Annotated in this window: 20 protein-coding genes; all 20 read right to left on the bottom strand. The window is 61.8% G+C overall.

The features are described from left to right. Positions 1–413 precede the first annotated feature (413 nt). The 20 genes from rsgA to ispF all read right to left on the bottom strand — a co-directional run bounded on the left by rsgA (position 414) and on the right by ispF (position 19,609). Positions 414–1,313 (bottom strand): ribosome small subunit-dependent GTPase A, encoded by a 900-nt coding sequence (gene rsgA / locus Q0K23_RS06115; protein ID WP_294519279.1) that lies wholly within the window; start codon positions 1,311–1,313, stop codon positions 414–416. After that, complete coding sequence (gene pknB / locus Q0K23_RS06110; RefSeq protein WP_294519276.1) at positions 1,310–3,454, bottom strand: Stk1 family PASTA domain-containing Ser/Thr kinase; 2,145 nt, start codon at positions 3,452–3,454, stop codon at positions 1,310–1,312. Before pknB ends, rsgA begins: the two co-directional genes overlap by 4 nt. A 145-nt stretch (positions 3,455–3,599) precedes the next feature. Further along, entirely contained in the window at positions 3,600–4,325 is a 726-nt protein-coding gene (locus Q0K23_RS06105; RefSeq protein ID WP_294519273.1) for a Stp1/IreP family PP2C-type Ser/Thr phosphatase, read from the bottom strand. A gap of 65 nt (positions 4,326–4,390) precedes the next feature. Beyond that, the gene (gene rlmN, locus Q0K23_RS06100) at positions 4,391–5,413 is read right to left on the bottom strand and encodes a 23S rRNA (adenine(2503)-C(2))-methyltransferase RlmN (RefSeq protein WP_294519269.1); all 1,023 of its coding nucleotides are present in this window, start codon (positions 5,411–5,413) and stop codon (positions 4,391–4,393) included. A 33-nt stretch (positions 5,414–5,446) separates the two neighbouring features. Next, the gene (gene rsmB / locus Q0K23_RS06095) at positions 5,447–6,790 is read right to left on the bottom strand and encodes a 16S rRNA (cytosine(967)-C(5))-methyltransferase RsmB (protein WP_294519266.1); all 1,344 of its coding nucleotides are present in this window, start codon (positions 6,788–6,790) and stop codon (positions 5,447–5,449) included. A gap of 69 nt (positions 6,791–6,859) precedes the next feature. Then, positions 6,860–7,795, bottom strand: a complete 936-nt coding sequence (fmt, locus tag Q0K23_RS06090) for a methionyl-tRNA formyltransferase (protein ID WP_294519263.1) — start codon at positions 7,793–7,795, stop codon at positions 6,860–6,862. Next, the gene (gene def / locus Q0K23_RS06085) at positions 7,792–8,286 is read right to left on the bottom strand and encodes a peptide deformylase (protein WP_294519260.1); all 495 of its coding nucleotides are present in this window, start codon (positions 8,284–8,286) and stop codon (positions 7,792–7,794) included. Before def ends, fmt begins: the two co-directional genes overlap by 4 nt. A gap of 13 nt (positions 8,287–8,299) precedes the next feature. Continuing rightward, entirely contained in the window at positions 8,300–10,774 is a 2,475-nt protein-coding gene (gene priA / locus Q0K23_RS06080; protein WP_294519257.1) for a primosomal protein N', read from the bottom strand. Positions 10,775–10,879: 105 nt separating this feature from the next. Further along, entirely contained in the window at positions 10,880–11,083 is a 204-nt protein-coding gene (gene rpoZ, locus Q0K23_RS06075) for a DNA-directed RNA polymerase subunit omega (protein WP_294519254.1), read from the bottom strand. A gap of 76 nt (positions 11,084–11,159) precedes the next feature. Beyond that, the gene (gene gmk, locus Q0K23_RS06070; RefSeq protein ID WP_294519251.1) at positions 11,160–11,771 is read right to left on the bottom strand and encodes a guanylate kinase; all 612 of its coding nucleotides are present in this window, start codon (positions 11,769–11,771) and stop codon (positions 11,160–11,162) included. Next, positions 11,768–12,043, bottom strand: a complete 276-nt coding sequence (gene remA / locus Q0K23_RS06065; protein ID WP_294519249.1) for an extracellular matrix/biofilm regulator RemA — start codon at positions 12,041–12,043, stop codon at positions 11,768–11,770. Before remA ends, gmk begins: the two co-directional genes overlap by 4 nt. 14 nt (positions 12,044–12,057) lie before the next feature. Beyond that, positions 12,058–12,924 (bottom strand): YicC/YloC family endoribonuclease, encoded by an 867-nt coding sequence (locus Q0K23_RS06060; protein ID WP_294519289.1) that lies wholly within the window; start codon positions 12,922–12,924, stop codon positions 12,058–12,060. An 82-nt stretch (positions 12,925–13,006) separates the two neighbouring features. Next, positions 13,007–13,534 (bottom strand): hypothetical protein, encoded by a 528-nt coding sequence (locus Q0K23_RS06055; protein WP_294519246.1) that lies wholly within the window; start codon positions 13,532–13,534, stop codon positions 13,007–13,009. A 1-nt stretch (position 13,535) separates the two neighbouring features. Then, the gene (locus Q0K23_RS06050; RefSeq protein ID WP_294519243.1) at positions 13,536–14,159 is read right to left on the bottom strand and encodes a J domain-containing protein; all 624 of its coding nucleotides are present in this window, start codon (positions 14,157–14,159) and stop codon (positions 13,536–13,538) included. 33 nt (positions 14,160–14,192) lie between these two features. Continuing rightward, positions 14,193–15,092, bottom strand: coding sequence for a DUF5685 family protein (locus Q0K23_RS06045; RefSeq protein WP_294519240.1), 900 nt, complete (start codon positions 15,090–15,092; stop codon positions 14,193–14,195). 75 nt (positions 15,093–15,167) lie between these two features. Continuing rightward, positions 15,168–16,433: a YbbR-like domain-containing protein gene (locus Q0K23_RS06040; protein WP_294519237.1), complete on the bottom strand. Its 1,266-nt coding sequence runs from the start codon at positions 16,431–16,433 to the stop codon at positions 15,168–15,170. Next, a complete protein-coding gene (gene cdaA / locus Q0K23_RS06035) occupies positions 16,408–17,265 on the bottom strand; it encodes a diadenylate cyclase CdaA (protein WP_294519285.1) in 858 nt (285 codons plus the stop codon). The genes Q0K23_RS06040 and cdaA overlap by 26 nt, the downstream gene beginning before the upstream one ends. Positions 17,266–17,532: 267 nt before the next feature. After that, the gene (locus Q0K23_RS06030; RefSeq protein ID WP_294519234.1) at positions 17,533–18,678 is read right to left on the bottom strand and encodes an aminotransferase class V-fold PLP-dependent enzyme; all 1,146 of its coding nucleotides are present in this window, start codon (positions 18,676–18,678) and stop codon (positions 17,533–17,535) included. Next, complete coding sequence (locus Q0K23_RS06025) at positions 18,675–18,932, bottom strand: DUF3343 domain-containing protein (protein WP_294519282.1); 258 nt, start codon at positions 18,930–18,932, stop codon at positions 18,675–18,677. Before Q0K23_RS06025 ends, Q0K23_RS06030 begins: the two co-directional genes overlap by 4 nt. A gap of 197 nt (positions 18,933–19,129) precedes the next feature. Further along, the gene (ispF, locus tag Q0K23_RS06020) at positions 19,130–19,609 is read right to left on the bottom strand and encodes a 2-C-methyl-D-erythritol 2,4-cyclodiphosphate synthase (RefSeq protein ID WP_294519231.1); all 480 of its coding nucleotides are present in this window, start codon (positions 19,607–19,609) and stop codon (positions 19,130–19,132) included. Positions 19,610–19,644 lie beyond the last annotated feature (35 nt).

Below are 19,644 nucleotides of genomic sequence, written 5' to 3'. Positions count from 1 at the left end.
TTTCTGCTACCCCCTTATGGTTATCCCACCTAAAGGGTAGCGTTTATTTCAGGTGCTGACAATGGCTCTTTTTATTTGCCATTGGGGTGCTCACTTTTTGAGTACCATTTGCTACATTTTCATTTTACCGAAAACAACCTTGTCAATGGATAAGTGGGGATTTTTCAAAATTTTTCATAGATTTTTGACTCAAACAGGTCATTTGAGGAAAATAAAAGCGAAATCCTTATTAAGCTCCTGTTTTTTCCATGTAGAATCAAATGGATCAGGAGACTGCACAGGTATATGAGCCTGTGATCCGTAAATACAGGGGCCATCCCAAGCTGGATGGTCTGGCATGCAAACTGCTGCACCGTACCAAAAGCGGGGTCTCCGGCATGCTGCCGGAGACCCCGCTTTTTCTCGTTTTCTCTTTATACCCCGCGCTTTTTGTCCTCCCAGTCTTTACGCTGGGCCGCCTCCTCGTAGAGACGGACATAGCTTGCGTGTCTGCTGGGCGCAATCTTTCCCTCTTTCAGGGCCGCAAGCACGGCACAGCCCTTTTCCTTCACATGTGCGCAGCCTGTGAACTGGCACTGGTCAAGGTAGGGGGCAAATTCCTGGAAGGTAGCCGCCAGGTCCTCTTTCCGGCAGCCCTCCATCTGCTCCGTGTCAAAGGAGGAGAAACCCGGCGTATCCGCCACAATGGCGCCGTTCTTCAGCCGGAACAGTTCCACATGTCGGGTGGTGTGCCGGCCGCGCCCCAGCTTGTCGCTGACCGCTCCCACCGGAAGACCGAAGCCGGGCTCCAGCGCGTTGAGAATACTGGATTTTCCCACACCCGAGTTTCCGGTAAAGGCAGATACTTTCCCTGCGATCATCTCCGCAAGGGCATCGATTCCCTCCCCCGTCTCAGCGCTGACCCGCAGCGTGGGAAATCCGGCGGACCGATAGATCTGGTAGAGAGACTGGGCGGAGTCCAGGTCGCATTTGTTGAGGCACACAATGCTGCTGCATCCCTTCCAGGCTGCCAGGGAGATCATGCGGTCGATCAGGAACGGGTCGGTCACCGGAATGGCGCCGGAGGCGATGATCACCATCTGGTCAATATTGGCCACCGCCGGACGCTGGAACTGGTTGCGGCGGGGCAGGATCTCATCCACCGAGCCGCTTCCGTCCGGAAGTTTGGTAAACTGTACGCGGTCCCCTACAAGGGGCGAAATTCTGGCGTGGCGGAAGCGGCCTCTGGCCCGGCAGGCCGTAGGAGGGGCGCCGCTGCCGTCGTCCACGTAATAGAAGCCGCTGAGGGCTTTTAAGATAATTCCTTCACTCATTTGACAAAATCAATATAGGTCGTACTCTGGAGCTGGTCGTCCAGGTAGACACACACCTCCGCCTGCATGGTGCCTTCCGGCGCGCTGAGGGGTGGCGTAATCACCCGGAACACAGTGTCCACGGTGTCGTCGTACTGGGTCTGACCGTTCACCGTCACCACCACATGGACCAGCGCACGGTCAGAGGGCAGCTCGATGCGGATGGTCTTCTGCACTGTGGGCTGGGAGGGCGACGGAGAGGTGCTGGGCGCCTGGCTCTCCGTGGGGGGCGTGGTGGGCTCTTCGCTCTCCGAGGGTTCAGGGGACTCTGTGGCCCCGGCGTTGGGGTCCGGCCCCTTACTGACCGTCAGGTTCACAATGGTCTTGGGCAGGACCTCGGTGTTGGGGTCCTTGTCCTGGCTGACCACATAGCCAGCGGGCTGAACGTCGTCATAGACCTCCACGGGTGTCCCCAGAATCAGATCCATCTTCTCCAGCCACTTCTTGGCCTGCTCCAAGGGCTGGCCCCGCAGATCAATCATGGCAATGGGCTCAAGGTCTGGCCCTGTACTCACAACCAGGGTAACCTCGTCGCCTGCCTTGAGTGCGGTCCCCTCCTCGGGCTGCTGGGAGATGATATAGTCCTTCGTGACCTCTTCCGAGGCCTGTTCCTCTACCTTTACCACAAGCCCCTTGCTCTCCAGCAGAGTCTTGACCTCATCCAGCTTTTTGTTCTCATAGTCGCCCATCTTGATGTCAGAGGAGCTGCCGCCGCTGACGGTCACCTTGATGGTACGCTCGCCGGACTGGACCTGAGTATCCGCCTTGGGGCTTTGGTCCATGATCTCCCCTTCCGGGTACTCGTCACTTTCCACTGTTTTTTCCAGTTCTACTGTAAAGCCATTTTCCAATATAGTGCTGCTATTCTGGGCTTCTTCCAGGGTCATACCCACCACACTGGGAGTACTATAGAGCGGAATGTCCGGGTTGAGCAGCGGGCCCAGGAAAGAGACCCACAAGAAGTATCCAATTCCCGCCAGGAAGATGATGATGGCGCCCACGGCCAGAATGACCGGAATGGGGCTGCCCCGGTCCGACCTGCCACGGCGCTCGTCGTAATCGTCATACCTGTCGTCATACTCATCGTCTCGGCTCTTCCGGCGGCGCGGATGCTCGGCTCCGTCGCTGCCCCGGCTCTGGACGTTACCGGTCGTCTGGCGGGCCGCTGCGGCGCTGCCGGAGCCGTGGAACGTATCCCCGGCCTTGCGTATCTGGGTGGGTTCGTCATTGCTGTCCAGCAGGTCCACGTCCCCGTAGTCAAAGTTGATGCTGGGGTTTTTCCGGAACTCCTCCAGATCCGCCAGCATGGCGTCGGCAGAGATATAGCGCTGGTCCACGTTGGAGGCCATGGCCTTCATGGTGATCTCCTCCAGCGCCTCGGGGATATCCGGATTGATCTCCCGGGGGGAAAGCGGGATGGAGTTGATGTGCTGGATGGCCACCGAGATAGGCGAATCGCCCTCGTAGGGCAGCCGACCGGTCAGCATCTCATAGAGCACCACGCCGGCGGAGTAGATGTCGCTGCGGGCATCGATATAGCTGCCTCTGGCCTGCTCGGGCGAGATATAGTGGACCGAGCCCAGAGCCTCCTGGGTCAGGGTATTCTGGGCCGCAGAGGCAAGGCGGGCAATGCCGAAATCGGCCACCTTTACACTGCCGTCCCGCAGCACCATGATATTGTGCGGCTTGATGTCCCGGTGGATGATGCCCCTGCTGTGGGCGTGGGAGAGGCCCTTCATGATCTGGGTGATGAAGTGCAGGGCCTCCCGCCAGTTCAGCGGCTCCCCTTTCTTCTGCATGTACTGCTTGAGGGTAATGCCGTCGATCAGCTCCATGACGATATAGTCCAGGTCATCGGAGTGGGAGACGTCGTACACCGCCACGATATTGGGATGGGACAGCATGGCGACAGCCTGGGACTCATCGTGGAACCGGCGGCGGAACTCGGCATCCTGGGCCAGATCGCTCTTCAGAATCTTGATGGCGACCAGCCGGTTGAGCCGGTGGCAGCGGGCCTTGTATACCACCGCCATACCGCCGGAGCCGATGCGCTCCAGGATTTCATATCGGTTATCGAGTAATTTACCTATGTATTGATCCATGGTAAATCTCCTCCTCGGGGGCCTTGTTCACATCAGGTGAGAATGGCCGGATTTTCGTGCGGCTGCGTATAGGGTCAGCGAGCCGCGGCGCTGTCCGTTCTGCCCGACAGCCGGCATCCGCCGCACAAGAGTGCGGCACAGTGCGTCACGTCTGGAGCAGTACTGCCGTCACATTGTCCGGCGCGCCACGGGACATGGCAATATCCAGCAGCCGGCGGCAGCAGTCCGCTTTCTCTCCGCCGTGGATGATCTCGTAGAGGATCTCCTGGTCGGTGACAATATTGGACAGTCCGTCAGAGCACAGCAGCAGGCAGCTCCCTTCCCTCAGATCCAGGTAGTACAGATCGGCCCTCACCTGTTCCTCCGCGCCCAGGGCCCGGGTGATCAGGTTCTTGCGGGGGTGGAGCCGGGCCTCTTCCGGCGTGATCCTGCCCTTCTGGACCAAATCCTCCACCACAGAGTGATCCCGGGTCACCCGGTAGATCCCCTCTTCGGTGGCAAGATAGCACCTGCTGTCCCCGATGTTGAGGATGTGGGCCCCCTGGCCGGTCACCAGCACAGCCACCATGGTGGTGCCCATGCCCTGACAGGCCGGATCGCTGCCCGCACGTTGGAACACCGCGGTATTGGCCAGCTCTGCCGCCCGGGCAAGTGCCTCATCAGGCCCCTGGGCGTCAATATTGCCGCTGCGCAGGGCCTCCACAAAGGTGTCTACTGCCAGTGTGCTGGCCACATTGCCCGCCTTGGCGCCGCCCATTCCGTCACAGACAACCGCCAGTGCCAGACCTTCGTCCGGAACGTCCAGGTAATAGGCATCCTGATTCTGATGTCTGACGGCACCACGATCTGTGATGCCCCACGCTTTTATCATGTCGATTGCCTCTTCTCTGCGGACAGTTTTCTCTCTGCCGCCCTCCGCACTGACGGCACCTTCTCTCAGCTCTCCTGCATGGCCTTTCTGCGCAGCTGGCCGCAGGACGCATCAATGTCCCCGCCCAGCTTGCGCCGCACCGTGACTGTAATCCCGTAGTGCTCCAGCCGCTTCTGGAACGCCTCCACCCTGCGGCTGGGCTTCAGCGGGCTCTCCTTTACCTCGTTGAGCGGGATCAGGTTCACATGTCCCGGCGTCCCTTTCAGGTGCTTGGCCAGCAGATCCGCCTGCCAGTCCGAGTCGTTGACGCCGTCAATCATGGCGTACTCATAGGAGATGCGCCGTCCCGTCTTATCAAAATACCGGCGGCAGGTGTCGAACAATCGCTCCACACCCACGGACTTGTTTACCGGCATAATACGGGAACGGGTCTCGTCGTCCGGCGCGTGCAGAGAGACGGACAACGTCAATTGTAACCGAAGATCGGCCAGTTTGTCAATTTTTTCGACCAGGCCGCAGGTAGACAGGGAGATATGGCGCATGCCGATATTGAGTCCGTCTGGGTGATTCACCAGCTCCAGAAAGCGCATGACTGTGTCGAAGTTGTCCAGCGGCTCACCGATGCCCATCAGTACGATGTTGGAGATGGGCACCCCGGAATCCAGCTGAGTAAAGAGCACCTGGTCCAGCATTTCAGAAGGTGTCAAGTTTCTTACCTTGCCGCCCAGCGTGGATGCGCAGAAGGCGCAGCCCATCCGGCAGCCCACCTGAGAAGAGATGCACACAGTATTCCCATGGTGGTAGCGCATCAAAACAGTTTCAATACAGTTTCCATCCCGCAGCCGCCAGAGATATTTTATGGTCCCGTCCTGGGCGGAGACCTGCTTGCGTTCCACCACAGGGACTGTGATATAGCAGCTGGCGCTCAGCTTCTCCCGCAGGCCCTTGGACAGGTTGGTCATATCATCGAAGGAGACGGCGCCCCGGTGGAGCCACTGGAACACCTGCTTGGCCCGGAAGGCCGGCTCTCCCAGCGCCCGGAAATAGTCGGCCATCTCCGCCTGATTCATGGATTTGATATCTGTCATTACTTCGTCGCTCCTCGAACCGGCTGCCGCCGCTCAGGTCTTTTTTCTCAGCTTCGCAACAAAGAAGCCGTCAGTCCCGTGGCGCTGGGGCCAGAAGGTGAACATGCCGTTCTCCGCCCTTCCAAGAGGCTCCGGCAATTGAAATTTCTCAAGTGTAAAGTCTTGATTCCTGTCAAGGAATCCCTGCACTACGTCGCCGTTTTCCCGCTCAAGCAGCGTGCACGTCGCGTAGAGCAGCACGCCGCCCGGCTTCACATAAGTGGCCACATTGTCCAGAATGGCGCTCTGCACCGCCGGCAGTCCTGCCAGCGGCTCCGGGTCCTTGTAGCGGATATCCGGCTTCTTGCGGATGATACCCAGTCCGGAGCAGGGCACGTCGGCCATCACCACATCAAAGGCATTTTCAAAGGCCGGACGGTGCTTTTTTCCGTCCATCACGGCGGTCTTGATGCAGGTGAAGCCCAGCCGCTCCGCGCCCGCCTGGATCAGCTTCTCCTTGTGGGCGTGGATGTCGCAGGACTGGATCTCCCCCTGGCCCTCCATCCGGATGGCGGCGGCAAAGGTCTTGCCGCCGGGGGCGGCGCAGGCATCCAGTACCTTCATTCCCGGCCTGGGGTCCGCGACCTCCACAGCCAGGCGGGCAGCCGGGTCCTGGATATAGAACAGCCCCTCCCGAAAGGCGGTGAGGTGCTCCAGGTTTCCCGTCCCGGACAGCACCAGACAGTTGGGCAGCCAGGGGTGGGGCTGGGCCTCCACGCCGGCTTCCGCCAGGCGATCCAGGGTCTGCTCCATGGTGGTCCGGCAGGTGTTGATCTGGGCGGTAATGGGAGGCTGGCCGTTGTCCGCCTCCAGCAGGGCCTCCGCCTCCTCGCTGCCCAGCAGATCGGTGAATTCCCGCACCAGCCACAGGGGGTGACTATACCGGATGGACAGGTACTCCTCCCGGCTGTCGCTCTCGATCACCGGCAGGCGGTCGATGTTCCGGGACACGTTTCGGAGCACACCGTTGACCATACCCGCAGCCCGGGGGTTCTTGCAGTGCTTCTTGGTCAGCTCCACCGACTCGTTCACCGCCGCATTGTGGGGGATCTTGGTCATAAAGGCCATCTGATAGACGCCCAGACGAAGGGCATTGCGCACCTTGATCTCCATCTTCTCCGGCCGGGTGGTGGAGAATTTTCCGATATAGAAGTCCAGCAGCATCCGGTTCTGAAGCACCCCGAAGCACAGCCGTGTGGCCAGGGCCGCGTCCCGGCTGTCCAGCCCGGCCTCCCGCAGTGTTTTTTTCAGGAACCCGTCGGACCAGGCCCCCTGCCGCTCACAGGCAGACAGCGCCAGCAGCGCGGTCTCCCGGGCAGTTTGGTCGGTGCTTGACATGGGTGTTCCCCTCTTTCTCTCTGTCTTTATGCGGCAGTTCGTCCATTATGCCGCTGTACTTTTGAAAAATCAGCTCTGAGGCTGGACGGCAATGGGGTGGCCCAGCAGATAGTCCGCCGCCTTCATCCGCTTTTTGCCGGGGGCCTGGAGCTCGGTGATGCGGAGCACAGTCCCCTCACCGCAGGCCACGTCGATGCCCTGCTTCCCGGCGGCCAGAACAGTGCCGGGCTGGGCCTGGGTCTTGGCCCCGGTCTCCTCTGTGCGGTAGACCTTGATGGTCTCCCCGGTCAGCCTGTCCGTGGACGCCACCGGCCAGGGCAGCAGGCCCCGGACCTGACAGTGGAGCGCGTGGGCGGTGCGGCTCCAGTCCATGGGGGAGAGCTCCTTGCCCAGCATGGGGGCCAGGGTGGCCTCCGCTCCGTTCTGAGGCGTCCGCTGGTCGATGCCCACCTCTATAGCGCTGACCGTCTGGACCAGAAGGTCGGCACCCAGAATGGACAGACGGCGGTACAGCTCTTCCGCAGTCTCATTGGGACCGATTTCTGTGGACTCCTGGGAGATGATGTCCCCCGCGTCCAGCTCGGTGGCCATGTGCATGATAGTCACGCCGGACACTGTATCCCCGTTGAGCACCGCCCAGTTGATGGGCGCCGCCCCCCGGTACTTAGGCAGCAGGGACGAGTGGACGTTGATGCACCCCTTGGGCGGGCAGGCCAGGATCTCGTCGGGCAAGATCCTGCCGTAGGCCGCCACCACGATCAGCTCGGGCGCCAGGGCCTGGATCTGGGCCAGGGCGGTACCGTCCCGCATCTTCACAGGCTGGAACACAGGGATATTATATGTGAGGGCGCATTCCTTTACAGGTGTTGGCTGGAGTTTGTTTTGATGCCGTCCCACCGGCTTGTCCGGCTGGGAGAACACCCCGCAGACCTCATGCCCGGCGGCCACCAGGGCCTCCAGCGAGGGGACGGCAAATTCGGGGGTGCCCATGAAGAGAATCCTCACGCCTGACCCTCCTGCTCCATCAGCTCCTCCAGTTCCTCGGAGGTATAGAGCTTGTCGGTCAGCTCCGTGAACAGGTGGCCCTCCAGGTGGTCCAGCTCGTGGCAGAAGCAGCGGGCGGTCAGGCCCTCGTCCTCCACCTCAAACCACTCGCCCTTCCGGTTCTGTGCCCGCACCTTGGCCTTCATGGGGCGCGTCACCTTGCCCCAGCGGCCGGGTACGGACAGGCAGCCCTCAAAGCCCACCTGCTCCCCCTCGGTGGCCACAATCTCGGGGTTTACCAGCTCAATGACCTGGTCCTCTCCATTGATGACCACCACCACCCGGCGGAGAATCCCGATCTGAGGGGCAGCCAGGCCCACGCCGCCGGAGTCCCGCAGGGTCTCCACCATATCGTCCAGCAGGATAGCCAGCTTGTGATCGAAATTGGTGACCGGGTGGGCCTTCTTCGTCAGCACCGGATCGCCTTTTGTAATAATGGTACGAAGAGCCATGTTATGTTCCTCCTTAATCCATGGGGTTTACGTCCGCAAACACGGACACCCCTTTCATTTCCTTATCGCTGTGTGCGGCGCAGAGCAGCGCCGCCACCAGGGCGCGCATGGTCTTGGAATTGTGTCCCGATATGGTTAGCCGGTAACGGTACCGGTTGTTTACCTTGGCCACCGAGGCAGGCGCCGGCCCCAACAGCTGGACGTCCAGCCCCTGATAGGCCGGGTCGGCAAACCAGCTCTCCAGTGTACGGCGCAGCCGGACGCACATCCGCAGCACCCGGCTCTCCTCCGTTCCGGAGGCGGTGAGCACGAACAGGTCCCGAAAGGGCGGGCAGCCCCGCAGACGGCGCATGGTGATCTCCTGCTGATAGAAGGTGTCGTAGTCCTGGGCGGCGGCGGTGGCGATGACCTCGTTTTCCGGCGTAAAGGTCTGGATGATGGCTCGGCCGGTCTTCTCCCCCCGGCCTGCCCGGCCCACCACCTGGGTCAGGAGGGAAAAAGTCCGCTCCCCCGCCCGGTAGTCGTCCACATACAGAGAGAGATCCGCTGAGATGACCCCTACCAGGGTGACATTTTCAAAGTCCAGACCCTTGGCCACCATCTGGGTGCCCACCAGAATGGGCACCTTCTCCTTCTCAAAGCGGGCGAGCAGCTTCTCGTGGGACTGCACGGCGGACACGGTGTCCGTATCCATCCGCATGACCTCGGTACCGGGAAACAGTTCCTCCAGCTCCTCCTGCACCTTCTGGGTACCGCTGCCGATGAAGTGGAATGCTCCGCCGCAGTGGGGACAGGCGTCCGGCAGCCGCTCTGAATGGCCGCAGTAGTGGCACATCAGCCGCCCATTGGCCGAGTGATAGGTCAGGTAGGCCGAGCACCGGGGACAGGACGGCACCTCGCCGCACTCGCCGCAGGCGGCCATCCGGCTGTTTCCGCGGCGGTTGAGAAAGAGGATGCTCTGCTCTCCCCGGTCCAGATTGGCCTTCAGCTCTTCCCGGAGCTGCTGGCTGATGTCGGAGCCGTTTCCACCGCGCAGCTCCCGCTTCATGTCCACGATCTGGACCTGAGGCAGGGCCCGGGTGTTGTACCGGCTGCGTAAGGTGAACAGATGATAAACCCCGGTTTTCGCCAGATACATGCTCTCCACAGAGGGGGTGGCAGAGCCCAACAGCAGCACCGCGTTGCTGCGGGCACAGCGGAACTTGGCCACGTCCCGGGCGTGGTACCGGGGGACATTTTCCGATTTATAGGTGTACTCCTGCTCTTCATCCAGCACGATGAGTCCCAGGTTTTGCAGCGGTGCGAACACCGCCGACCGGGTGCCGATGACCACTCTGGCCTTCCCGGAGCGCACCCGCTTCCACTCGTCGTACCGCTCCCCGGCCCGCAGAGAGCTGTGGAGCACGGCGATAGCGTCGCCGAAGTGGGAGGTGAAGATGTGCAACAGCTGGGGCGTCAGGGCAATCTCAGGCACCAGCACCATGGCCCCTCTCCCCCGCTTGAGCGTCTCCTCAATGAGGCGGATATAGACCTGGGTCTTGCCGCTGCCGGTCACGCCGTAGAGCAGGGCGGCGGCGGACTTCCCGGCCCCACACAGCCGGTCAATTCCCTCAAAAGCCGCCGCCTGCTCCTCGTTAAGCACCACCGGCTGCGCAGGCTCGGTCTGCTCCGGCGCCGCCCGGCGGAACACCTCCCGCTTCTCCATCACAGCGAGGCCGCTCTTTACCAGAGACCGCAGCGTGGCGGCCGACGCGCCGGTAAAGTAACAGATCTCCTTGGAAGAGGCCTGCCCCACAGCCGACAGCAGCTCTACCACCGCGTAGCGCAAAGGCGCTGTCTTCCGCTTGGGGGCCACCAGAGCCAGCGCCTCCTCCGGCGGGACGGCCAGGGACACCACCTGCTCGGTCTTGTCCCCCACGCCCCGGGATGCGCTGGTCTCCAGAGTCAGGACGCCCCGCTCCGTCAGCTGCTTCAGGGCCGGATTTGGGTCCTTGGTGCCAAACGCCGCCCGGATCTGGCCCATCTCGGCGGTGCCGCCGCAGGCGTAGGCCAGATCCAAAATCCGCCGCGCATGGTCGGACCGGCCGGCGGCCTCATAGGCCGCCTCCTTGTCCACTCCCTTGGCAATGCGGTACTGGTCCTGGAGGGAGAAGTACAGCCCCGCCGGGAGCATGGCCCGGGCCGCATCATACACAGTACAGAAGTACCGCTCCCGCATCCACAGGGCCAGCTGGATGCTCTCGCTGTCCAGCACAGGGGTATCGTCCAGCAGAGCGATGACCGCTTTCAGACGCGGGGCAGGCTGTCCCCGGCTCAGCGCCAGGATAATGCCCTCGATCCGGCGGTTTCCCGCCCCAAACGGCACCAGGACCCGCATACCGGGCGCGGCACTCTCGCGCAACTCGTCCGGAAGGAGATAATCGTAGGGCTTGTCGATCGCAAAGGTGGCCGCACTGAGGGCTACTTTTGCCAGAATGACCTGTTCCACGCCGCTGCTCCCTCCGGTGATGAGACTTGTCCAACTATCCCGCAAAAGGCAAGTGACAGGCGCTGCCGCCCTCTCACTTGCCTTCCGCAGAAATCTGTGTTTCGTTTACTCCTCATCCTCAGCGTGAGGAATGCACTTGCCCTCGGCCACTTCCCGCAGGGCCAGGGAGACCGGCTTGTCCTCCAGGGAGATGCCCTCCTCCTCCGCCTCGCTGGCGATCTGGCGGGCACGCTGGGCCACCACGTTCACCAGCATGTAGCGGCTGGGGATCTGGGCAAGAAGTTCGTTCATTGCGGGTTTCAGCATCATAAAGCATCGTTCCTTTCTTTGGGCCGCGCCCGCCGGAGCAGGGCGGTGCGCATCGTGGCAAAACAGCCTTGGGCTGTCAAATTCCGTCCACCAGGGCCAGACGGTTCCGGGTCCGGCAGTCCTCCGCCGTCAGGATGGAGATAATCTCCGCCGCCGCAGTGGAGACCTTGTCGTTGACCACCAGGTAGTCGTAGTTGGGAATCTGCCGGTACTCCTCCCGCGCCTTCTGGAGCCGGCCGGCAATGACGTCCTCGTTGTCGGTGGCCCGGCCGTGGAGCCGGCGGGAGAGCTCCTCAAAGGAGGGAGGGATAATGAAGATCAGCACAGCCTCCGGGCACTTGCTGCGCACCTTGGCCGCGCCCTGGACTTCGATATCCAGCAGCACATCGATCCCGGCGGCCAGCTTGTCCTGGATGACCTTCAGAGAGGTGCCGTAGTAGTTGCCCACATACTGGGCGTACTCCAGCAGCTCGTCGGCAGAAATCATCCGCTCGAACTCCTCTCGGCTGACGAAGTTGTAGTTTACGCCGTCTGCCTCACCCACGCGGGGGCTGCGGGTGGTAAAAGAGACGGAAAAATAGATGTCCTTCCGCTCTCCCAGGAGCTCGGCAATCACAGTGCTCTTTCCCACACCGGAAGGTCCGGAGAGCACGATCAGCTGGCCGCGGGTCTTCTTCTTTTTTATCATTCCTCATCCTCCTCCTCGGTTACCGGGTCCGGTGCGTCCTTGCCGCTCAGGCGGCCCGCCACGGTCTCCGGCTGAATGGCCGAGAGGACGATATGGTCGCTGTCCATAATCAGAACGGCGCGGGTTCTGCGGCCGTAGGTGGCGTCGATCAGCATGCCTCTGTCTCTCGCCTCCTGGATCATGCGCTTGATGGGCGCGGACTCCGGACTTACAATGGCGATGAGCCGCCCGGCGGAGACCATGTTGCCAAATCCGATATTGATGAGCTTCACTGCGCTCCGCCTCCTTACTCGATGTTCTGGACCTGTTCGCGGATCTTCTCGATCTCCGCTTTGATATCCACCACATGGCGGGCAGTCTCAATATCGTTGCACTTGGAGCCAATGGTATTGGCCTCCCGGTTGAACTCCTGGATCAGGAAATCCAGCTTGCGGCCGATGGCGCCGCCCTGGTCCAGCATATGGGACAGCTGGTCCAGATGGCTGCGCAGGCGGACCGTCTCCTCATCTACCGCCACCTTGTCCGCAAAAATGGCGGCCTCGGTGAGGATGCGGCTCTCGTCGATCTGGGTATTCTGGAGCACCTCGGCCATCTTGGCCTCCAGCCGGGCCCGGTAGTCTGCCACAATGCCGGGGGCACGTTCCTCCACCAGGGAGGTCAGATTGCCGATGGTGACGGCCCGGCTGCGGATGTCCTCCTCCAGCTTGCCGCCCTCGCGGGTACGCATGGCGTCAAAATCAGCCAGCGCCATATCCAGTACGGCGCAGATATCGGCGGCCACCGCCTCCAGGTCCTCCTGGCTCTTCTCCACCAGGAACACATCCTGGAACCGGGAGAGCAGCGAGACCGAGATATCATCCCGCAGGCCGTAAGTATCCCGCATCTGGCACAGAGCGGCGTAGTAGCCGTCCGCCACGCCTTTGTTCAGGGTAATGGACACGTCGCCCCCCTCGGACTGTCCGATGGTCACAAAGACGTCCACCTTGCCCCGGGAGATGCTCTTCTGCACCCGGGCCTTGATGGCGTCCTCTGCAAAGACATAGATCCTGGGCAGCTTGATGGTGCAGTCGAGATAGCGGTTGTTGACGGAGCGGACTTCCACCGTGATGGTACGCCCGTGGAGCGCCGCCTCACCTTTTCCATAGCCGGTCATGCTCTTCACCAAAGGGCTCGCTTCCCTTCTTTCGATTGTTTAGCAATATATTATATCAGATTTTTCCCGTTTTGAAAACCCTTTATCTCCGCCTTATTGCCCTGTCGATCCGGGCGGCGTAGAGCATCACCAGTTTGGAGAAGCCGTAGTCATAGATCAGGAACACCACGTTCCCGCCCACATAGAGCACCCACAGCTGCTCAAACACGGCGGGAAGCCCGGCCAGCAGCGCGTCACGCAGCACAAACCAGCAGAATGTCAGCACAACATTGAAAAACGCCAGCTTGCACAGCCACTCCAGCGGCGCCTTCCTCATCTGTTCGATCAGGCTCTTCACCATGGGATACAGGCCGAAAAAGACTAGGTAGAGCAGGACGTTCCCCTTGTCGGGCGAGAGGATCAGGCCCAGTATCCCGGCCACGGCCCAGCACAAAAAGCCGGCGTGGAGACCGCCGGAGATCACGGCCGCGGCGTTGACCAGTCCGGCCACCGCCACAATGCCCATCCGCCCCGACGGAGAGACGGACGCCAGCAGCAGGATCACCAGTGAAAGGGCCGCCAGAACGCCCACCAGCGCCACCCGGCCCGCCCCCGTATTTCGCCGCCCCATCTCAGTTGCAGCCCCCGCACAGGCACTGCATGCACATCAGCGTAGTACAGCAGTCACAGGCGTCCATGCCCATGCCTGTATTCCCATAGGGGCGGTAGGCCTGTCCGCCCTGCTGCATCATATTCAGCGCCTGGCGGTACTCCATGTTGCCCGGGTCGGCATTGCAGGCAATCTGGTACTGCTGCCGGGCCTCGTCCAACCAGCCGCGGCGGTAGGCGATGCAGCCGGAGAGGAAGTGCCACTCCGCGTCCTGCGCAGGCGCTTCCCGGAGCAGGCGCTCGGCGGTGTCAACATCCCCGGCGTTGATGGCCTGCCGCACCCGGCTGTAAAGGGTCCCTGCAGAGGAGGACTGGCGCTGCTGCTGGTAGCCGTAGCCATAGCTTCCGCTCTGCTGATAGGCGCTGCCGCCATAGCTCCCGCCGCTGTATCCGCCGCCGCTGCGCATCTTGTTGATGGCGTCGTAGGCCTCGTTGACTTCCTTCATCTTCTCCTCCGCCAGGTCGGCCAGAGGGTTGTTCTGGTAGTTGTCCGGATGGTATTTCCGGGCCAGCTCGCGGTATGCCTTCTTGATCTCCTCGTCGCTGGCGTTGGGAGATACTCCAAGTACGCTGTACGGATCGCTCATGTGTCTCTGTCTCCTGTTCTCAATCGTTGACCTCTAGTTCTGCCGGGCGCTGCCCGGCCCAATTCCCAAAACCGCCTGGCGCTTCATTTCCTTCCAGCAGCCGCGGAACACCAGTTCCTCCACCATGGGCATCCCCATATACAGGATATTGCCCAGTACCGGCCCCCAGCAGCCCCGGTCCAAAAGGGCAAAGGCCGAGAGCGCCAGATTGCGGGAGTGGAGCAGCGTGGTGCGCAGGTAATCCTGTTCCTCTTCCTCCCGGCCGCCGAAGCGGGCATGGATGGGGTTATATCTTCCGGCGGCCACGTCCTCCCGCAGATCGTCCCACGCGTCCACCAGATAGATCCAGCGGCCCACATGGTAGAGCAGCTGTTCCAGCGCCCGGTCCTCTGTCTCATTTCCCGTCTTGGGAGCCGCGGCGCGGAGAATCCGGGCAAAGGTGTCCGCCGTCCGGTCCAACGAGGGTGCGCGTTCCTCCTCCAGCCGGTGCAGCGTCTCCAGCTGAAGCCGGACCTCCCGGTCGAACTCCGGCCGTGCCGCCGCCGCCCGGCGGTATCCCCGCCGGAGCAGCAGGGACAGCGCCCCGGCGCCCAGCCGCTCCCAGAAGCCGCCGTCGGCCATGCTGTCCTGCACCTTCCAGTAGCTGAGGATCACGCTCTCATCCGCCGCCGCCTCCAGCCACGGGCCGGACGCGCAGGTGCACTTCTTCCGCAGGAAAAGCTTGGCCGGACAGCGGCGCATGCAGGTGGACGGCCTGGGATCTGGCGGCGAGAGCAGCATGGCCAGAAAGGTAAAATCGTAATTCAGGAGCATCCGCGCTGTAAAGCCGCAGCGCTTGCCCATGACCTGGCACAGTCCGCAGTACATGGCCTGGTAGTTCTCCAGCTCCCGGACCTTCAGTTCCTCCCGGCAGGGGCGAATATATCCGAACATCTCAGCTTCGCCTGCCGATCATATTCCCGCTCTGTCTCAAACCGGCGGTCTCCGCCATAGTGCTGCCTCCTGCCGTTATTCTGCCAGAGTGAAGTTGACCAGGACGTCGTACTCGCCGCCCAGCACGCCAACATCGCTGCTGCCGTCTATGATGACCTGGGCCTGGACGGTCTGCCGTCCTGTGGCCAGCTGGGCCTGGGACAGGTCCACCACAATCCGCAGCTGGGACTGGAACAGGGCGTCCACCGCCTCCTCCGGGCCGCGGACGGTCACCAGCCGGGACTCGGTCACCAGCTCGGCGTTATACCCGTCCGGCTTATTGATCATCTGGATGTTGTCTACAGTAAACTCCCGGGTGGTCAGCTTGGTGTCGTCAATGGTGACCGTCACATCCACCGAGCTGATGCCGCTCTCATTGGTGAAGTCCTCATTGAGGGTGACCGGGAAGTTGAAGGTCTCCTGGGTGTACACCTGGGAGAGGTCGATCTCGCCCAGGACGATCTTGTCGTAGGCCTCCAGCTCGTCCTCCGGGCCGGAGATGGTGAGGTACATGACCGTCTCATGGTTGACGCCGTAGGTGACGTTCACATCGTCCTCCGTGGCGCCGCCGCCGGGGATGATATCAACGGTCACCGGGACCTGCTTGGTCTTGACAATGGGGTATTCCACGTGGACGGTGTCCACATTGGCGGTCACCGCCAGATCCGTCAGCTCCGTCCCGTCGGCGCTCACGTACACAAAGGGCAGATCGCCCTCATAGCTCTCGCTCATATCCTCGATGGTGAGCAGCACCTTGGCGTAGGCCACCTGATTCACCAGCTCCTGCTGGCCGCTGATGTTGATGGTGCCCGGCGTGATGGTGGGCTTGCCGGCCATATAGTCCTCGGCGTAGCTGCCCTTGAACTCCAGCCGGACAGGGATCTCCTTGCTCTCCAGCTCGGAGACGGTGAACTCCACATAGAGGTCGGAGACATCGTTGTTCACCGTCACGTCCAGCTGGTTGACGTTGATGGGATAGCTGGGCTTCACCAGCAGGCGGTAGGTGCCCGCCTCCGAGATCTGAGACACATCCACGCTCAGGGTAATATTCTCCCGGCTCAGCTTGGAGAACACGTCCGACTTCGCCTCCAGGTCCAGCGTCATGGTCTGGTCGGCGCCCTCGGAGATGATCAGATTGCGGGCCGCCAGGATCTCCGTTCCGGTAAAGGTGATGGGGATGTTGGAAATGGAGCGCTCAATCGCGGGATTTGCCTCCTTCACCACATAGATCCACAGGACAGAGGCCATCAGGAGAGAGAGGACGACGTAGAGCCACTTACTGTCTTTTATCTTCTTCCACATCTGCCTTCTCCCCTTTCTTTGACTTCAAGATGATATTGAGGAAGTTGAATTTGGTCTTATCACTCTCGTCATTCTGGGGCAGAAGCTCGTTGCGCAGCAGACGGTCCAGTGTCTCAGGCGCCAGATGGCGCTTCAGCATGCCGCCCACCGCCACGGAGATGGAGCCCGTCTCCTCCGAGACAATGGCCACCACCGCGTCCGAATGCTCGCTGGCGCCGATACCGGCCCGGTGGCGCATGCCCAGTTCCCGGGAGAGATTGACGTTTCCGGACAGCGGGAGCATGCAGCCCGCGCCCACGATCCGGCCGCCCCGTACGATCACCGCGCCGTCGTGGAGGGGCGCCTTGTTCCAGAAGATGTTCTTCAACAGCTCGGCGTTGACCACGCAGTCCAGCGCGGTACCGGTCTTGATGGAGTCGTCCAGCTGGTTTTTCCGCTCAAAGACCATCAGCGCGCCGGTCTTGGTCCTGGAGAGGTCCGTGTAGGCCAGGACGGTCTGGGTGATGGCGTTTTCCAGCTCGCCGGGGGTCTCCTCCCGGACGAATACGCTGCCGATACGGCTGCGGCCCATCTGCTCCAGAAAGCGCCGTATCTCAGGCTGGAACAGAATGACCAGCGCCAGAACGCCGTACTCCAGCACCTTGCCCATCAAATAACTGAGCATCCGAAGCTGGAATGCACTGACCACCACAAAGGCCACAATCACAAGGAGCACGCCCTTCATGACCTGACCTGAGCTGGTCCGGCGGACGATCATCAGCAGCTTATAGAAAATAAACGCCATGATAAGGATATCCAGGATGTCCGCTATACCAATGGGAGGGAAGCCCATAAAGGTCTCCTGAATCCGTTGTATGATCTGTTCCATTCTTCCCTTCACCTGCACTTTAGCTGTCCGGGCGTCGATTTACGGGCAGATCGGGGCCCTGTTCTCATACTCTGCCTATTTTAAAGATTATACTTTATCGCTGGGGAAATGGCAATACGGCAGTCATGAATTTTCTATAAATTCCCCCGACTCCCCCGCAGGAGGCAGCATCTCCCGCATTTTTACGTATAAAACCCGCTATGCCTTGGACTGCAAGGCATAGCGGGTTTTTCACCTCCGGCCGCAGGTCCCTGCGCGGGCGGCGATGCAGCCCACGGCGCGGACAAAGCGTTCGGTTTCACAGAGGGTATTGAAGACGGAAAAGCTGGCGCGAATTGTGCCGGTCTCCAGCGTGCCCGCGGACTGGTGGGCCAGAGGAGCGCAGTGCAGTCCCGCCCGGACCGCGATCCCCATCTCTCCCAGCGCGGCGCCCGCCTCCTCGCAGTCCATCCCACGGATCCGGAAAGACAGCACCCCCGCCTGCCTCGTGCCCTCCCCCGCCGCGTATACGGTCACACCGGGAATCCCGGCCAACGCCCGGGCTGTACGCCGGGTGAGCCGCTCTTCATGGGTAAATATCTTGTCTGGCCCCATGGCGGAGACATACCGGATGCCCTCCAGCAGTCCGGCGATTCCCGCGATGTTATGGGTGCCCGCCTCCAGACGGTCAGGCAGAAAGTCCGGCATCTCCTGTAAAGCCGACAGGCTTCCGGTGCCTCCCTCCAGCAGGGGCTGCGTCTCCGCGCCGCACAGCAGCAGCCCGGTCCCCTGGGGGCCGTATAGCCCCTTGTGTCCCGGCATGGCGATAAACGCCGCACCCAGCTCATCCATGCGTACCCGCAGGCAGCCGGCGGACTGGGAGGCGTCCAGGATAAACGGAACGCCCCGCTCCCTGCACAGCGCGGCGATCCGGTCCACAGGGAGAATATAGCCGAACACATTGGACACGTGGGTGCAGATCACCGCCCGCACCTCACCGGTCAGCTGCTCCTCAAATGTCCGGTACATCTGGTCCGGGCAGAACAGCGGCCCGGAGGCCACCCGGATCTGTACGTCCTCCATACAATGGAGCGGACGGGTCACCGCGTTGTGCTCATAGCCGGAGATGAGCACCGTGTCCCCCGGATGGACCAGGGACTTGATCGCCAGATTGAGCCCATGGGTGGCGTTCATGGTAAACACCACCTGCTCCGGGTTCTCCACCCCGAAGAGCCAGGCGGCCGCCTGGCGGCATGCAAAAGCCGTATCCGCCGCCAGTGCCGCCGGCCGGTGGCTCCCCCGGCCCGGGCTGGCCATATGGCCCATAGCATAGGCCGCCGCCCGGGCCACGGACGGCGGCTTCTGCATGGTGGTGGCGGCGCTGTCCAGATAGATCATAGCAGCCGCACCTCTTTGTAGCTCCCATCGGCGGCCTGGAGCAGGACCCGTTTAGGAGCCAGGCCCACCCGCCCCAGAATCGCCAGGGCGTCCGCCAGATTGCGCTCTGACACCTTCACCGCGTGGCTGCATCCCTCGCCGGAGACGCTTCTGGGGGAGCGCAGAATGTGGGCAGTGATACCGGCCCGCTCCAACGCCTGAGCGGTCCGCTGGGCATAGGTCAGGGAGCGGCAGATGATCAGGTAATATACCATCAAGCATGACCATTCCTTTCCTGGGTGTTTCTCAATGGCCGAAGCCTTCTGAGAGGAATGTCACCATTGCATGGGTTCTGCGCTGCCCCTGCCGGGCGCGGCGGGATAAAACGCTCCTCTCGCCCCAGTATATGCCGTCCGCCGGAGCCCGGTCACCGGATATGAGAAGAGGCGCCGCCGTCCGGCAGCGCCTCTCATCATACCTCTTCCAGCAAAACCACCGCGTGGGCGGCGATTCCCTCCCCGCTGCCGGTGAAGCCCAAGCCCTCCTCTGTGGTGGCCTTCACATTCACCCGGCTTTCGGGAACGCCCATATGCTGCGCCAGCACAGCCCGCATGGCGGGGATGTGGCCCGCCAGCTTGGGCCGCTGGGCCAGGATGGTCATATCCGCATTCCCCAGCCGGAAGCCGCCGGCATGCACCCGGTCCATCACCCGGTCCAGCAGCACCAGGCTGGAGATTCCCGCAAAAGCCGGATCGTTATCGGGGAACAGCTTTCCGATATCCCCCAGCGCCGCAGCGCCCAGCAGAGCGTCCATCAGCGCATGGGTCAGCACGTCGGCATCCGAGTGACCCAGCAGCCCCTTCTCCCAGGGGATCTCCACCCCGCCTAAAATCAGCTTCCGCTCCGGCACCAACCGGTGCACGTCATATCCATGTCCGATCCGCAATCCCACTCGCTCCTTTTCCTCCTGCCTGTCCGGGCAGCAGT

It is taken from the genome of uncultured Pseudoflavonifractor sp., assembly GCF_944387275.1.
Taxonomy (GTDB): domain Bacteria; phylum Bacillota; class Clostridia; order Oscillospirales; family Oscillospiraceae; genus Pseudoflavonifractor; species Pseudoflavonifractor intestinihominis.
Note: the sequence above shows the minus strand (reverse complement) of the source record. Positions and strands in the feature narration are given on the sequence as shown.